The 14,591-nt window shown below is 63.3% G+C and carries 13 protein-coding genes and 1 pseudogene; 7 read left to right on the top strand and 7 right to left on the bottom strand.

All coding sequences use genetic code 11. The features are described 5' to 3' along the window. Positions 1 to 24: 24 nt before the first annotated feature. The 6 genes from Q0687_RS16760 to Q0687_RS16785 all read left to right on the top strand — a co-directional run bounded on the left by Q0687_RS16760 (position 25) and on the right by Q0687_RS16785 (position 5,090). Positions 25 to 1,002: a small ribosomal subunit Rsm22 family protein gene (locus tag Q0687_RS16760; protein ID WP_298878690.1), complete on the top strand. Its 978-nt coding sequence runs from the start codon at positions 25 to 27 to the stop codon at positions 1,000 to 1,002. Between the two features lie 134 nt (positions 1,003 to 1,136). Beyond that, on the top strand, positions 1,137 to 1,697 hold the full coding sequence (locus tag Q0687_RS16765) for a LemA family protein (protein ID WP_298878692.1): 561 nt from the start codon (positions 1,137 to 1,139) through the stop codon (positions 1,695 to 1,697). Positions 1,698 to 1,729: 32 nt separating this feature from the next. Continuing rightward, positions 1,730 to 2,959 (top strand): M48 family metallopeptidase, encoded by a 1,230-nt coding sequence (locus Q0687_RS16770; protein WP_298878694.1) that lies wholly within the window; start codon positions 1,730 to 1,732, stop codon positions 2,957 to 2,959. Positions 2,960 to 3,192: 233 nt separating this feature from the next. Next, entirely contained in the window at positions 3,193 to 3,945 is a 753-nt protein-coding gene (locus Q0687_RS16775; protein ID WP_298878696.1) for a hypothetical protein, read from the top strand. A gap of 60 nt (positions 3,946 to 4,005) precedes the next feature. Next, on the top strand, positions 4,006 to 4,674 hold the full coding sequence (locus tag Q0687_RS16780) for a hypothetical protein (RefSeq protein WP_298878698.1): 669 nt from the start codon (positions 4,006 to 4,008) through the stop codon (positions 4,672 to 4,674). An 83-nt stretch (positions 4,675 to 4,757) separates the two neighbouring features. Beyond that, a complete protein-coding gene (locus Q0687_RS16785; RefSeq protein WP_298878700.1) occupies positions 4,758 to 5,090 on the top strand; it encodes a GIY-YIG nuclease family protein in 333 nt (110 codons plus the stop codon). Positions 5,091 to 5,691: 601 nt separating this feature from the next. Here Q0687_RS16785 and Q0687_RS35835 read toward each other — a convergent pair. The 7 genes and pseudogenes from Q0687_RS35835 to petA all read right to left on the bottom strand — a co-directional run. Then, a pseudogene (locus Q0687_RS35835) lies at positions 5,692 to 5,790 on the bottom strand (glutathione S-transferase); the annotation flags it as partial. Between the two features lie 216 nt (positions 5,791 to 6,006). Next, a complete protein-coding gene (locus Q0687_RS16790) occupies positions 6,007 to 6,546 on the bottom strand; it encodes an adenine phosphoribosyltransferase (protein ID WP_298878702.1) in 540 nt (179 codons plus the stop codon). Positions 6,547 to 6,621: 75 nt separating this feature from the next. Beyond that, complete coding sequence (locus Q0687_RS16795; RefSeq protein WP_298878704.1) at positions 6,622 to 8,787, bottom strand: anthranilate synthase component I; 2,166 nt, start codon at positions 8,785 to 8,787, stop codon at positions 6,622 to 6,624. Positions 8,788 to 9,041: 254 nt separating this feature from the next. Continuing rightward, a complete protein-coding gene (locus Q0687_RS16800; RefSeq protein ID WP_298878706.1) occupies positions 9,042 to 10,244 on the bottom strand; it encodes a DUF4375 domain-containing protein in 1,203 nt (400 codons plus the stop codon). Positions 10,245 to 10,363: 119 nt separating this feature from the next. Beyond that, a complete protein-coding gene (locus Q0687_RS16805; protein WP_298878708.1) occupies positions 10,364 to 11,038 on the bottom strand; it encodes a dienelactone hydrolase family protein in 675 nt (224 codons plus the stop codon). A gap of 149 nt (positions 11,039 to 11,187) precedes the next feature. Continuing rightward, positions 11,188 to 13,248 (bottom strand): cytochrome b/c1, encoded by a 2,061-nt coding sequence (gene fbcH, locus Q0687_RS16810; protein WP_298878710.1) that lies wholly within the window; start codon positions 13,246 to 13,248, stop codon positions 11,188 to 11,190. Between the two features lie 60 nt (positions 13,249 to 13,308). Continuing rightward, positions 13,309 to 13,839, bottom strand: coding sequence for a ubiquinol-cytochrome c reductase iron-sulfur subunit (gene petA / locus Q0687_RS16815; protein ID WP_092227410.1), 531 nt, complete (start codon positions 13,837 to 13,839; stop codon positions 13,309 to 13,311). A 279-nt stretch (positions 13,840 to 14,118) separates the two neighbouring features. On the opposite strand from petA, the gene Q0687_RS16820 reads away from it, so the two are divergent. Then, positions 14,119 to 14,577 carry a tRNA (cytidine(34)-2'-O)-methyltransferase gene (locus Q0687_RS16820; protein WP_298878717.1) on the top strand — a complete coding sequence of 153 codons (459 nt, stop codon included), beginning with the start codon at positions 14,119 to 14,121 and terminating at the stop codon, positions 14,575 to 14,577. Positions 14,578 to 14,591 lie beyond the last annotated feature (14 nt).

The following is a 14,591-nucleotide window of genomic DNA, read 5'->3' on the forward strand; positions in this document are numbered from 1 at the left end:
CCGGAATGACGACGGTGGGCCAACATGATCTCACCCACCCTCCCTGCCGAACTCAAAGCCGCGCTCGACGGCAAGCTCCAGGGCTTGTCCCGCACCGACGCCGCGCAGCGCTCGCAAAAAATCTCGACGACGTATCGCGCCGGTGGCAGCTCCGCCACGATCAAGTCGGAAGCGGATGCGCTCGCCTATGCGCTGGCGCGGATGCCGGCGACCTACGCTGCAGTCGCCGCCAGCCTGAGCGCGCTCACCGAGATCGCACCGGACTTCGCCCCGGAAACGCTGCTCGACGTCGGCGCAGGCCCGGGGACGGCGAGCTGGGCCGCCGCGGAAGCCTTTTCGTCGCTGCAGGATTTCACGCTGCTCGACGCCAACGCGACGCTGAGCCGGCTCGCACTCGAACTGGCACGCGACAGCACGCGTCTCGCGAATTGTCGTTACCTGCCGGGCGATGCCGCGACCAACCTCGCCGAGGTCTCGCAGGCCGATCTCGTCGTCGCCAGCTACGTCATCGGCGAGCTCGGCGAGAGCGACCAGCGCAAGCTCGCGGAGACGATGTGGGCCAAAGCGCGTCATGCGCTGGTCGTGATCGAGCCCGGCACGCCGGCCGGCTATGACCGCATCCTCGCGCTGCGCCAGCAACTGATCGCGCTAGGTGCGTTCGTCGCCGCGCCCTGCCCGCATGAAAAGCCCTGCCCGCTCGTCGCGCCCGACTGGTGCCATTTCAACCAGCGCCTGCCGCGCTCGCAAGCGCACCGCCAGATCAAGGGCGCCGAGGTGCCGTTCGAGGACGAGCGCTTCATCTATGTCGCCTTGACCCGCACGCCACCCGCGGCTCGCGCCGCACGCGTGCTGGCGCCGCCTGACGTCGGCAAGGCCGAGATCACGGCCAAGCTCTGTGGGACGGAAGGTGTCGAACTGGCCAAGGTTCCGCGACGTGACAAGGCGGGCTATGCAAGCGCCCGCCGTTGGCGGTGGGGTGATGCCATCCTGTCCGAAAGTTAACCTCGCCCCCCGCTTTCCCTTGAACTCGGATGGCTGCCGATCCGACCAAGTCTTACCTTCCCTCCGCGCGGGGCTCTTCCCCGGCTCCATTCTAGTCTAGGCTGCTTGCTCCAATTCCCTTTCAGGAGTCCTCCATGTCGACCGGCTGGATCGTTCTCGGCGTCATCGTCGTCCTCGTGTTCTTGGCCTTCAGCGCCTACAACCGGCTGGTGGCGCTGGGTCAGCGCGTCAGCCAGGCCTTTGCCGATGTCGACGTGCAGCTCAAGCAGCGTCATGATTTGATCCCGAACCTCGTCGAGACGGTGAAGGGCTATGCCTCGCATGAGCGCGGCACGCTCGACGACGTCATCAAGGCGCGCAATTCGGCGATGTCGGCGCAGGGGCCGGCGCAGGTGTCCGCGGCCGAGAACCAGCTCTCCGGCGCGCTCGGCCGGCTGATCGCGCTGTCGGAGGCCTATCCGGACCTCAAGGCCAACGCCAATTTCCAGCAGCTCGCATCCGAGCTCTCCGACCTCGAAAACAAGATCGCGGCGAGCCGCCGTTTCTTCAACAACGCGGTCCAGGAATACAACACCGGCATCCAGCAGATGCCCGCCGCCCTGTTCGCCGGCATGTTCGGCTTCACCAAGAAGGACTTCTTCGATCTCGGCGCCAGCCGCACCGAGGTCGAGGCCGCCCCTCAGGTGAAGTTCTGATCTGAGCTGACAGGCCGGCAGGGCAACGCGTCATGGCCGCGTATGGTCTCTACACGCACATCGCCTCGAACAAGTTTCGTTCGATGCTGCTGCTCGGCGGACTGTTCGCGCTGGTCTACGTGCTGGTCTTTGCCGGCGCGCTGGTCGCCGAGGTCGTCATCAACGGCAATCAGACCGTTGCCTATTATCTGAACCGGGGCCTCCACGACCTCATCGTCGCCTTCCCCTTTGCGACGGCCGGCGCGATCGCCTGGATCGTCATCGCCTATTTCTTCCACCAGTCGATGATCGATGCGGTGACCGGCGGGCACGACGTTAGCAGGCAGGAGGAGCCCCGGCTCTACAATCTCCTGGAAAATCTTTGCATCTCGCGCGGCATTACCATGCCGAAGCTGAAGATCATGGACTCACCGGCGCTGAACGCGTTCGCGACCGGCCTCAATCCGCAGCAATACGCCGTCACGGTCACCACGGGTCTCTTGAAAGCGCTCGATGACCAGGAGATCGAGGCGGTGCTGGGCCACGAGCTCACCCATATCAAGAACGGCGACGTGCAGTTGATGGTCGTCGCCGTGATCATCGCCGGCGTGGTCGGCTTTTTCGGCGAATTGTTCTTCCGCCTGTTCACCAATTTGAGCTGGAGCTCCGGTGGCGGATCATGGTCCTCGGGCTCTTCCTCGTCGTCCCGCTCGTCCTCGTCGTCGAGCGACAACAAGAATTCGGGCGGCGGCGCGATCATCGTCGTCATCATCGCGGTCGTGCTGATCGTGGTGGCCTGGCTCGTATCGCAGGTGGTCAAGCTCGCGCTGTCACGCTCGCGCGAATATCTGGCAGATGCGGGCTCGGTCGAGCTGACGAAAAACCCTGACGCCATGATCTCCGCCCTGCGCAAGATCGAAGGCCGCGGCGAGTTGCAGGGCGCGACCTCCGCGGTGATGGAGCTGTGCCTGGACAATCCGCGCGAAGGCTTTTCCGATCTGTTCGCGACCCACCCCTCGGTTCAGTCGCGCGTCGACGCGCTGGTCAAATTCGCCGGCGGCCATGATCCCGGTCCGCTGCCGTCGCCGACCGATGAGACCGAGCAGCCCACCGCGGAAGAACCCGAGGCCGCCCCGCCGCCGCTTCCGCAGGGTCCTTGGAACGATGCGGGCGACCGGTCCACGCCACCGCCCGTCCCCACCCCGAGCGCTTCCGGAACCGCGGCCGGCAATCCGTTACCCAATCCGCTTCCCAATCCCATGGGCCCGTGGGGCCGCCACTGAGCGGATAATTTGCCGTGCCTGGGGCTTGTTTCATGACCTTTGGGAAAACTTTCGGGAATTGCCGCTGGCCTGCGCCTGAGATTTGAATTCTCCCTTGTTTCTGCCATGTTCGCGCCCAACAGCAGACTCGGGACTATCCTTGGGAAATATCCCTAGGAAATATCCGTGGGACATCGATTTGGGGCCCGGCCGATTGCGACATCGCGATCGGGGGCGCGCGTTAGGGGACAGCAATGGCAAAGCCGGCAGTGGTTGTGGTGGGCGCGGACAAGGGCGGGGTCGGCAAGACCACGGTATCGCGCACGCTGCTCGATTATTTTTCCGCCAACAACGTGCCGACGCGCGCGTTCGACACGGAGTCGCCGCGGGGAACGCTGAAGCGCTTCCATCCCGACATCACCGAAATCGTCGACATGACGACGACGGCCGACCAGATGAAGATTTTTGACACGCTCAACGCTGTCAGCCCTTCGGTCACCGTCATCGACGTCCGCGCCGGTCTGCTCTCGCCCGCGCTGGCCTCGCTCCGCGACATCGGCTTCCTCGATGCCGCCAAGGCCGGCCAGATCACCTTCGCCGTATTCCACATCCTCGGACCTTCGATCGCCTCGCTCGAGGAAATCGCGGAGACCGCAGGCTTCATGGGTGGCGCGAAATATTTTCTGGTGAAGAACTTCATCAACGACACCCAGTTCTTCCAGTGGGATCAGGCGACCTATAATTCCTACTTCCACCGCATCAAGGACGCGACCGAACTGACGATCCCGAAGCTCAATGAAATGGCCTATGAGCAGGTCGAGGTGTCCTCGGTCCCGTTCCTGAAATTCGTCGCCAATAAGGGCATCCACGACGAGGCCGCCAACTACTCCTTCGTGCTGCGCGGCTATGTCCGGCACTGGCTGGCCAATGTCTGGAGCGAATTCGACCGCATCCGCCTGACCGACATCGTCGGTTCGAAGCCGGTGACCCGCAACAGCGAAAAATAGTTGCGAAGGCCGGGCTGATACGGCTGGATTGGGCGGAAAGTTGGCCTGATATAGCTGTCGATGTCCGCGACGCCCCTTTACATCATCTGTTCGCCCCGCCCGCAGGTCGGCAAGACCCTGCTGGCGCGGCTATTGAGCGAATTCCTGCTGCTCAAGAACGGCAACGTCGCGGCCTTCGACGTCAATCTGAAGGAACCGTCGTTGCTCGACTACTTGCCGAAGGTGACCGAAACGGCCGATGTCATCGACACCTACGGCAAGATGCAGCTGATGGACCGCGTCATCGTCGATGACGGTCTGGCCAAGGTGATCGACCTCGGCTTTCACGCCTTCGACGAATTCTTCAAGATGACCGACGAGATCGGCCTGCTCAAGGAAGCAGCGCGCCGGCATGTCGCGCCACAGATCCTGTTCGTCGCCGACACCGATCGCGTCTCGGCCCGTGCCCATGAGATGCTACGCCAGCAGATCCCGCGGATGAACCTGATCACCGTCGACAACGAATTCGTCATCCGCGGCGAGCTGCCGCACGCGATGGAAGGCGGCCGGCTGTTCCGCCTGCCGGCGCTGCCCGGCTTCCTCAAGACCTATATCGACCGGCTGAACTTCTCCTTCACCGGCTATCTGCGCCAGGAGAAGGACTCCTCGACCGAGCTGCACCAATGGATCCGGCGCAATTACCTCGCCTTCCGCGAGCTCGAGCTCAGCCTGATCCTGCAACGGTCGTGAATTATTTTATCCGGGTAATATTGACGTAAGCCGGATCGACCGCTACTGAGGCTGCACAACAGCATTCCTCAGCAGGGGCTCCCGTGACCATCGACCGGAAAGCAGCCATCGCCGCCTACAAGGAGCGGAAGACCATTGCGGGCATTTTCGTCGTCCGCTGTGCTGCAACGGGCGAGGCCTGGGTCGGCCAGGCCCCGAACCTCGAGACCATCCAGAACCGCATCTGGTTCACGCTGCGCCAGGGCGGTCACCCCTGCCGCAGCCTCCAGGCCGCCTGGAAGGCGCATGGCGAGGCCGGCCTGACGTTTGCCGAATGCGAGCGGCTGGAGGATGAGGACACGGACTATGTCCGGAACGCGCTGCTGAAGGAGCGCGCGCTGCACTGGCGGGCCGAGCTGAAAGCGGAGGCGATCTAGGCGGCGCCCCCATAAATTCCGCGGCATTACGCGACGCACCGGTACCGACGATCTCGTTTTCGGCGATCGGGGCTCCCTCCGTGTGAGCATCGCCATCGGCATCGCCTCCTTGATGAAAGTCCCTCACGGGCCAATCAAAAATCCAGCCGACCGTAGAGTTCGTCGAATGGCACGCACACATGCTCAAGATAGGCGGACCTCGATTGCAGCCGCTCATACCAGCGCTCAATGTTCGGCAAGTTCGGGCGCGGAAGGTCGAGATTGAGATAGCGATAAAGAGGGTCCCTATCGGAATATCGGCAAGCGATAGGCGGTCTCCCAGCATGAAAGACCGACCATTCAACTGACGATCGACATGCTTCAGGCAACGCCAGGTTTGCTCCAGAGCTTTGTCCACCGCAGCCAAATTGCGCTGCGCTTCGGGGGTCCTGTACCAGCCCCAAAATACGCCAACCAAAAATGCTGGCTGCAACGCGGTTTGGGACCAGTCCATCCATTGATCTGCCTCCGCGCGCTCAGCCGGGTTCGCCGGCCAGAACGAGGCTTCGGAAGAGTATTTGGCCGCGAGATACCTCAAAATGGCCTGCGACTCCCAAACGATGATGCCAGCGTCATCGATCACTGGAACACGTCCATGAGGGTTCATGGCCAGGAATTCTGCCGTATCCAGTCCCCCCGAACGAGCCTCCAAGTTCGACATGCTCGTGCGCGATGCCGAGCTCACCGATCAGCCACATCACCTTTTGCAAGTTGAACGACGATTTGCGGCCGTAGACGGTGAGCATCTGGCGTAGACCTCAATTGGGATAGATATCTTTCGCCCGACGTCGAAGAAGAATGAAGTGACGACAGAAGCTTCACTCTCTTGTCCGTGCTCCCCGGCTTTAGCACCACCGATCGCCTGCGCCGTTGCCGCTCAGTGCCCCTCGAACGTCATCAGCGTGCGCACCGGCACGTCCATGGCGCGCAGCTTGGCGGCGCCGCCGAGCTCGGGCAGATCGATGATGAAGCAGGCGGCAACGACATTGGCGCCGATCTGGCGCAGCAGCTTCACCGCACCCTCGGCGGTGCCGCCGGTGGCGATGAGATCGTCGACCAGGATGACGCGCTCGCCGGGCTGGATCGCGTCGACATGCATCTCCATCTCGTCGATGCCGTATTCGAGCGAGTAAGCGATGCGGACGGTGGTGTGCGGCAACTTGCCTTTTTTCCGGATCGGCACGAAGCCGGCCGAGACCTGGTGCGCCACGGCGCCGCCGATGATGAAGCCGCGCGCTTCCATGCCGGCGACCTTGTCGATCTTGTTGCCGGCCCAGGGATTGACGAGCTCGTCGACCGCGCGGCGGAAGGCGCGCGCGTCGGCAAGCAGCGTGGTGATGTCGCGGAACATGATCCCCGGCTTGGGATAGTCGGGGATGGTGCGAACGCTCGCCTTCAGATCGTGGTCAAAGGTCATCTGTATCCCATGTTAGTTGTCATTCCGGGGCGGCTCGAAGAGCCGAACCCGGAATGACGAGAATGAAACATGCACTCAATTCGTCCCAGCATCCAGCCGGAACGCATTCTCGACAATCTTCAGCCCCACCTCGTTGCCCAGCGACATCAGCGATTCCGGGTGGAATTGCACGCCGGCGACCGGCAGGGTCTTGTGTTCCAGCGCCATGGCGACGCCATCCTCGGTGCTGGCGGTAACTGACAACACCTCGGGCATGCTGTCGCGCTCGACGAAGAGCGAATGATAGCGGCCGATCACGATCTCGTTCGGCAGATTGCGCATCAGGCGCCCGCCGCGCACCTGCACCCGCGACGGGCGACCGTGGGCGGGGTGGGTGAGCTGGCCAAGCTCGCCGCCGAAATATTCGCCGATCGCCTGCACGCCTAGGCAGACGCCGAACACCGGCAGCTTGTTCTCCAGCGCCGCGTCGATCGTCTTCTTGATCGCGAAATCCTCAGGCCGGCCCGGGCCGGGCGACAACACCAGCAAGTCCCACCTCTTCTGCTTGAGCATGTCGAGCGCATGCACATAGCGGACCACGGTGACGCTGGCGCCGACCTGGCGGAAGTAATCAGCGAGCATGTGCACGAAGCTGTCATCATGGTCGATCAGCAGGACGCGCTTGCCCGAACCGGTCGCATCCGGCGCGAAGCTCGATAGCGGCTTCGGCGGATCGCCGCGCAGCGCCTGGAACAACGCCGCGGCCTTGACCTGGCATTCGCGGTCCTCGGCGGCGGGATCGGAGTCGAACAGGCAGGTGGCGCCGACGCGGACCTCGGCGAGACCGTCCTTCATGCGGATGGTGCGGATGGTGAGGCCGGTGTTGATGCTGCCGTCGAAATTCACGGCGCCGATCGCGCCGGCATACCAGCGCCGCGGCGAGCGCTCGTGATCCTCGACGAATTGCATCGCCCACAGTTTTGGCGCGCCCGTCACCGTGACCGCCCAGGCGTGGGTGAGGAAGGCGTCGAGCGCATCGAAGCCGGGGCGCAACATGCCTTCGACGTGATCGACGGTGTGGAACAGCTTCGAGTAGGTCTCGATCTGACGCCGCGCCAGCACCTTGATCGTGCCGGGGACGCAGACGCGCGCCTTGTCGTTGCGGTCGACGTCGGTGCACATGTTGAGCTCGAATTCGTCCTTCTCCGAGTTCAGGAGCTGGCGGATCTGCTCGGCATCACCGATCGCATCGGTGCCGCGTGCGATGGTGCCCGAGATCGGGCAGGTCTCGACGCGGCGTCCGTCGGAGCGCACGAACATTTCCGGCGAGGCAGAGACGAGGAATTCGCCCTCGCCCAGATTCATCAGCGCGCCATAGGGCGACGGGTTGATCACGCAGAGCCGCTGGAACACTTCGGCCGGCGAGCGATCGCAGGGCTCGGCGAAGAGCTGGCCCGGCACCGCTTCGAACAGATCGCCGCGGGCAAAGGCCGCGCGCGCGGTCTCGACGGTCGCCTGATATTCGCCGGGCGCGTGATCGGCAAAACCCTGGCGATCCGTCTTCACATATGGACTCTCGGCCGTCTCGCGCGGCAGGCCTTCAGTCGATTGGCCCTTCCAGGCGAAATCGTAGGAGAGCACGACGCCGCGCCCGGTGGCGCGGTCATAGGCGAGCAGGCGATCGGGGACGTAGAGCACGATGTCGCGCTGGTCCTGCTCGCGCGCACGCTTCTGCACGAGGTCCTCGATCTGGAACACGAGGTCGTAGGCGAAGGCGCCGAACAGGCCGAGCAGGCCGTCGTCATTGGCAGAGAAGGCGGCAATGATGTCGCGCACCAGCGACATGACACTGGCGCGGCGCGTGCGCTGATCTTCCTCGACCGGCGCGGCGCCACGGATGATGTGACCGGCAAGCCTCCTCGTCGTTTTCTCGGAGATCACGACACAGGGCTCGCGCAGGACGTCAGCCAGGAAGGCGATCAACACCTGCCCGCGTTCGTTGAGCGCTTCGAGCTTGAAATCGACACCAACGGTTTCGAGCTTGAGCGGTGGATCGGAGAAGCCGAGGTCAAAGCTCTCGTAGCGGCCGGGCACGGTCGTGCCCGAGGACAGCACCACGCCGCGACGGCGGTCGAGCAGACTGACGAGGTCGTCGAGCCTGGAGGCGCCGCCGGTAAACTGTTCGGCCACGCGCGTGATCGCAAGACCGCCGCGGGTGACGTAGTCGCTTCTGGGCGGGAGAGCAAAGACTGTCCTGTTCATGTCGTCCTCTTACGAAACTTGCCGAGGGAACGCCACACAGGACAAACGAGAAGGCCGCCGCGCTGTGCTGGCGACCTCTGACGATTCTGGGAGAATAAATCGCACCGGCCACCTCTTAGGAGGTGCGCCACCAACGACGGGATGGGCGGGCTGCGGTGCTCATGGGCCGGATACTCACCATGGCCCGGGGGCGGCGTCAAGGGTGGCTGCGGCGCCCTTGGTCGCCAAAAATGAGGTAAAAAACCTCCAGCTGATCATGCCTGGGCGGGCATGCTGTCACGACCCGCGGCCGCCTCCGTGGCATGACGCTCGATTTCGGCTCGCGTGACCGTGAGCACGGCTCTGCGATCAGGCCCAACAAGATTGGCGCAGTCGCGCAAGGTCTCAACCATGACGCCGGTCTTTCCGGTCACCGCGTACCAGGTCGCTCGATCATCGCTTACAGCCAACGCCGTAATCATCGCGGCCGGATCGAGACCTGAGTTTCGCAGCAACAAATCGATAGCTTCGGCTGCCAGGTTTTGTTCTGCGACTCTCGAGAAATTCCCGATGGTGTCAGCCGTCACAACGGATAATCGCGCACCCACCAGTGACGGCGGAAGGCTCTTCAAGATTTCGTGCATCTCCGCAGGCTTAGGGTTCTGACTGCCGGGACCATATTCATAGAGTTGTCCACCCTGCCCCTCGCAAACGCATACGCGTGCGCCTTTGTCGGTTTTGACCTCGAAGGCAATGGGTCGTTGCGCCTCGACATCCGGAATGCTTCCCTGAATGACCAGGAGCTTGAGCTCAGGCTCCGGCGCCACCGCCCCGCACGCCGCGGCGGCCGTAATTTGCGCGCGGTCCGTCATCTGGAAGCGTGTCTTGCGAACGCTTCGCCAGATCTGGCGTTGCAACCAATATGGGTGAAGTTGCGCAAGCCGCTCGATTTCGGAAGCGTATTGGTCCCGTGCCGCTGCTTGCAACTCCGGCCAGCTCGCAATCCATTGGGCGGCGAGTTGCGTTATTGGCCGCTGTTCATTTGCCTGATAGAAGCGGTTGTCGAGCGTGTTGAGCGCCGCGGCGCGCTCGGTGAAACCATTCTGCCTTGCAGCCTCGCCGGGATTTTCTTCCACCCACGTGATCATCTCCTGCAAGATCTGATGTTGCGCGCTCGCTCCCATGGCCTTTAGTGCCGCGAGCGCATCGGCTGACGTCGTCGAAAGCCTCGCGACGCCAGTGTTGCCGATGAACTGGCTATGGCCGCCATTCTCGACTTGAGCGAGATAGTAGTCGGCGTGATAGGCCTGCATCGCCACTTCAGGCAATTCGTCTCGGGTGTAGGCGCCGGTACGTTGGATTTCGTTGACGTAGTCGACCACGGCGCCGGTGAGATAGTAGGCCTTCCGGGGATCCTCAGCCGCTTCCAGCGCATTGCGAGGTACGACAACCGTCGTCAAGCGGCCACCCACGAACATCGCGCACCTCCGTAGTCGTATGGCGATCCGCCATACGACTACAGCCTATGATTGCGCGAAATCGGTTTCAATAGCGACGCAGCAGAAGCGTTGATCAAGAGCGCGCCGCTTTCGAAGCCCTACCCCAGATGCTTCCTGAAGAACTCCGTCGCCCGGCCCCAGGCGAGCTCGGCGGCTTCGCGGTCGTGCACGGCCTGGCGCTGCTCGTTGACGAAGGCGTGCTCGGCGTCATAGCGGAACAGCTCTAGCGACTTGCCGGCCGCCTTCATCGCCTTCTCGAAGCCGTTGACCAGATCGGGCGTGCACCAATCGTCCTTGTTGGCGAAATGGGCCTGCAGCGGGATCTTGACGTCGGAAGGCTTGGCCGCCTGCTCCGGCGGGATGCCGTAGAACACGACGCCGGCGGCGAGCTCCGGCACGTGCACCGCGCCGATGATGGTGACGGCGCCGCCGAGGCAGAAGCCGGTCAGCCCGACCTTGGCGCCGTTGCGCGACAGATATTGCGTAGCCCCGCGCACGGTTTGCGTGGTGGCGTCCATGAAGTCGAGTGAGTTCATCTCTTTGCCGGCCGCGTCCGTGTCGTGATACGGCACCACCTTGCCCTTGTAGAGATCGGGCGCCAGCGCATCGAAGCCGGCGAGCGCGAAGCGGTCGCACAGGCCCTTGATCTGGTCCGACAGGCCCCACCATTCCTGGATCACGACCACGCCCGGCGCATTGCCGCGGGCGGCATTGGCGAGATAGCCCGAGGCGTCCTTGCCGTCCGGACGCTTGAAAGTGATGCTGGTTCCCATGGTGATCCTCCGACGGGTTCTGGGGAGCGGTTGGCGGCATTTTGGCGGCTGCCCGCGCGATAGGCAATCGCGCCGGACAACACACGCGCGTGTCCAACAAAAAAGCCCCCTTGCGGGGGCTTCTTCGTTCTCGTTTCGCGTCAGGTCACTCAGTGCGAGTCGGCCCAGACCTTCTTCTTGGTGAAATACATCAGGAACGCGAAGATGATCAGGAAGATGAAGACCTGGAAGCCGAGGCGCTTGCGCGCCTCCATGTGCGGCTCGGCGGTCCACATCAGGAACGTGGTGACGTCGTGAGCGTACTGCGCGACGGTGGCCGGCGAGCCGTCGTCATAGGTCACCTGGCCGTCGCTGAGCGGCTTCGGCATCTTGATGGCGTGGCCGGGGAAGTACTTGTTGTAGTACGTCCCCTCCGGGACCGTGACGCCCTCCGGCGGCTTCTCTTCAAAGCCCTGGAGGATCGCGTCGACATAGTTCGGGCCCTGCTCTTGGAACTGGGTGAAGAAGTCGAAGATGAACTGCGGAAACCCGCGCTCATAGGACCGCGCCTTGGTGATCAGCGAGAGGTCCGGTGGCGCTTTGCCGCCGTTCGCCGCGGCCGCCGCCTGCTCGTTGGCGAACGGTGACGGGAAGTAATCCGCGGTGCGGCCCGGACGCTCGAACATGTCGCCCGCGTCGTTCGGACCGTCCTTGATCTTGTAGTCGGCCGCGAAGGCAGCCGCCTGTGCGACCGAGTAGCCCGGCCCGCCGGCGTCGGCGAGGTTACGGAACGCGATGTAGTTCAGGCTGTGGCAGTTCGAGCAGACTTCCTTGTAGACCTTCAGGCCACGCTGGAGCGAGCCACGGTCAAACTTGCCGAATGGGCCGGAGAACGACCACTTGTTCGACGGAGGCTTCAGATCGCCCTCGGCGCGAGCATCCTGCAAGGTGCCGACGAACAGCGCACCGGCAGCAACGAGCGCAACCGCGATCGAGGCAACGGCCTTGCCGCTCTTGGCGAGGATCGCCTCCGAGATCGAGTTCGGCACCGGCCGCGGCTTCTCGATACGCGACAACAGCGGCAGCACGATCAGGAAGTAGGCGAAGTAGCAGACCGTCAGGACCCGGCCGGCGATCACGTAAATGCCTTCCGGCGGCTGCGCGCCGAGATAGCCGAGCAGGATGCAGACCGCGACGAAGATCCAGAAGAACTGCTTGGCCAGCGGACGGTACTTCGACGACCTCGTCTTGGCGGCATCGAGCCAGGGCAGGAAGCACAGGATGATGATCGCCGAGAACATGCCGATCACGCCCGCGAGCTTGTTCGGGATCGAACGCAGGATCGCGTAGAACGGCAGGTAATACCATTCCGGCACGATGTGTGGCGGCGTCACGCCCGGGTTCGCCGGTATGTAGTTGTCGGCATCGCCCAGATAGTTCGGCATGTAGAAGATGAACCAGGCGTAGAGCAGCAGGAAGCAGGCAACGCCGAAGCCGTCCTTGATCGTCGCGTGCGGCGTGAACGGCACGGTGTCCTTTTCGGACTTCGGCTCGACGCCGTCGGGGTTGTTCTGGCCGGCAACGTGCAGCGCCCAGACGTGAAGCACGACGACGCCCGCGATCAGGAACGGCAGCAGATAGTGCAGCGAGAAGAACCGGTTCAGCGTCGGATTGCCGACCGAATAACCGCCCCACAGCAGCGTCACGATGCTCTCGCCGACATAGGGAATGGCGGAGAACAGATTGGTGATGACGGTGGCGCCCCAGAAGCTCATCTGGCCCCAGGGAAGCACGTAGCCCATGAAGCCCGTCGCCATCATCAGGAGGTAGATGATGACGCCGAGGATCCAGAGCACCTCGCGCGGCTCCTTGTAGGAGCCGTAATAGAGGCCGCGCAGCATGTGGACGTAGACCGCGAAGAAGAACATCGACGCGCCGCAGGCATGCATGTTGCGCAGCAGCCAGCCATAATTCACGTCACGAACGAGCAGTTCGACCGACTTGAAGGCGAGATCGGCATGCGGCGTGTAGTGCATCGCCAGGATCACGCCGGTCAGGATCTGCATCCCCAGCATGAAGGACAGGATGGCGCCGAAGGTCCACCAGTAGTTCAGGTTGCGCGGGGTGGGATAGACGACGAAGGAGGAATGGACGAGACCCATGATCGGCAGGCGCCGCTCGATCCATTGCAGTGCCGGATTGCTCGGCTGGTAGTCGGATGGTCCGCTCATGATGCGATCCTGGAAATAATACGACGTGACGGTTCGAGGCTTCGGACGCGGGTCCGAAGCTCAGCCGATCTGGATTTTGGTGTCGGAAACGAAAGTGTACGGCGGCACGGCCAGGTTCGCGGGCGCGGGCCCCTGGCGGATGCGGCCGGACGAATCGTACTGCGAACCATGGCAGGGGCAGAAGAACCCGTCGTAATTGCCTTCATGGGCGATCGGGATGCAGCCGAGATGGGTGCAGATGCCGATCACGACCAGCCACTGATCATGGCCGGACTTGACCCGGGCCTCGTCGGACTGCGGATCGGGCAGGCTCGCCACGGGAACGGCGCGCGCCTCGTCGATCTGCTTCTTGGTGCGGTGGCTGATGTAGATCGGCTTGCCGCGCCAGAACACCTTGATGTCCTGCCCCTCGGCAACCGGGCTCAGATCGACCTCGATCGGCGCACCAGCGGCGATGGTCGAGGCGTCCGGATTCATCTGGGAGATAAAGGGCCAGAGCGCGGCCGCGCCCCCTACTGCTGCAGCTGCCCCCGTTGCAACGAATAAGAAATCACGGCGTGTCGGATGGTCCGCCGAAGACGCTGTCGTCACGATTCCAACCCTTTCTTCTTATGCACCCGGTGGAACCGCTCCAGGGGCCCCCAAGGTCCCCGGAACAGTGCTGCCGGCGCCCGCGGCCCCCCGCGGCGGCAGAACTTGGCGTGTCCTCGCCAAAACAAGGCGAAAACAGCAGTCCAGAATCGTTCTATTGGCACCCTTGCAGGGCAAGCGCAAGCCCGCTAACGGCGCGGGAGCGTGCAATGCACGAATTCCCGCGCTAGCGATGTTTTATTGAGACAATTCCGTCCCTGTCGAAGCCGTCCACCGCCCATGCAGATCGCACTTTTCCAGCCCGACATTCCCCAGAACACCGGCACGATTCTCCGCCTTTGCGCCTGCCTGGGGATGTCAGCCCATATCATCGAGCCGGCCGGCTTCCCGGTCTCCGACCGGCATTTCCGCCGGGCGGGAATGGATTACCTCGACCATGTCAGCATCATCAGGCATGACTCCTGGGCCAAATTCGAGGAATGGCGGGTGGCACATGGCTACCGCCTGCTGCTGTTCACCACCAAAGGCGCCACCGACTACCGCGATTTCCGTTACCAGACGTCGGACATCCTGCTATTCGGACGCGAGAGCGCCGGCGTCACCGACGCGGTGGTCGAGGCCGCCGATGCGCGGCTGGTGATTCCGATCGCGCCCGGGCTGCGGTCGCTCAATGTCGCCATGACCGCGGCGATGGCCGCAGGCGAAGCGCTCCGGCAGGTCCGGAACCCGCACGATTGAATATGACGAGGAGA

The organism is uncultured Bradyrhizobium sp. (assembly GCF_936928535.1).
Lineage (GTDB): Bacteria > Pseudomonadota > Alphaproteobacteria > Rhizobiales > Xanthobacteraceae > Bradyrhizobium.

Bases quoted from the DNA above. Each gene is read 5' to 3' on its own strand.
- Q0687_RS16780 (WP_298878698.1), top strand. From the start codon at position 4,006: ATGTCCGCGACGCCCCTTTACATCATCTGTTCGCCCCGCCCGCAGGTC.
- Q0687_RS16775 (WP_298878696.1), top strand. From the start codon at position 3,193: ATGGCAAAGCCGGCAGTGGTTGTGGTGGGCGCGGACAAGGGCGGGGTC.
- Q0687_RS16760 (WP_298878690.1), top strand. From the start codon at position 25: ATGATCTCACCCACCCTCCCTGCCGAACTCAAAGCCGCGCTCGACGGC.
- Q0687_RS16765 (WP_298878692.1), top strand. From the start codon at position 1,137: ATGTCGACCGGCTGGATCGTTCTCGGCGTCATCGTCGTCCTCGTGTTC.
- Q0687_RS16805 (WP_298878708.1), bottom strand. From the start codon at position 11,038: ATGGGAACCAGCATCACTTTCAAGCGTCCGGACGGCAAGGACGCCTCG.
- Q0687_RS16800 (WP_298878706.1), bottom strand. From the start codon at position 10,244: ATGTTCGTGGGTGGCCGCTTGACGACGGTTGTCGTACCTCGCAATGCG.
- fbcH (WP_298878710.1), bottom strand. From the start codon at position 13,248: ATGAGCGGACCATCCGACTACCAGCCGAGCAATCCGGCACTGCAATGG.
- Q0687_RS16795 (WP_298878704.1), bottom strand. From the start codon at position 8,787: ATGAACAGGACAGTCTTTGCTCTCCCGCCCAGAAGCGACTACGTCACC.
- Q0687_RS16820 (WP_298878717.1), top strand. From the start codon at position 14,119: ATGCAGATCGCACTTTTCCAGCCCGACATTCCCCAGAACACCGGCACG.
- Q0687_RS16770 (WP_298878694.1), top strand. From the start codon at position 1,730: ATGGCCGCGTATGGTCTCTACACGCACATCGCCTCGAACAAGTTTCGT.
- Q0687_RS16790 (WP_298878702.1), bottom strand. From the start codon at position 6,546: ATGACCTTTGACCACGATCTGAAGGCGAGCGTTCGCACCATCCCCGAC.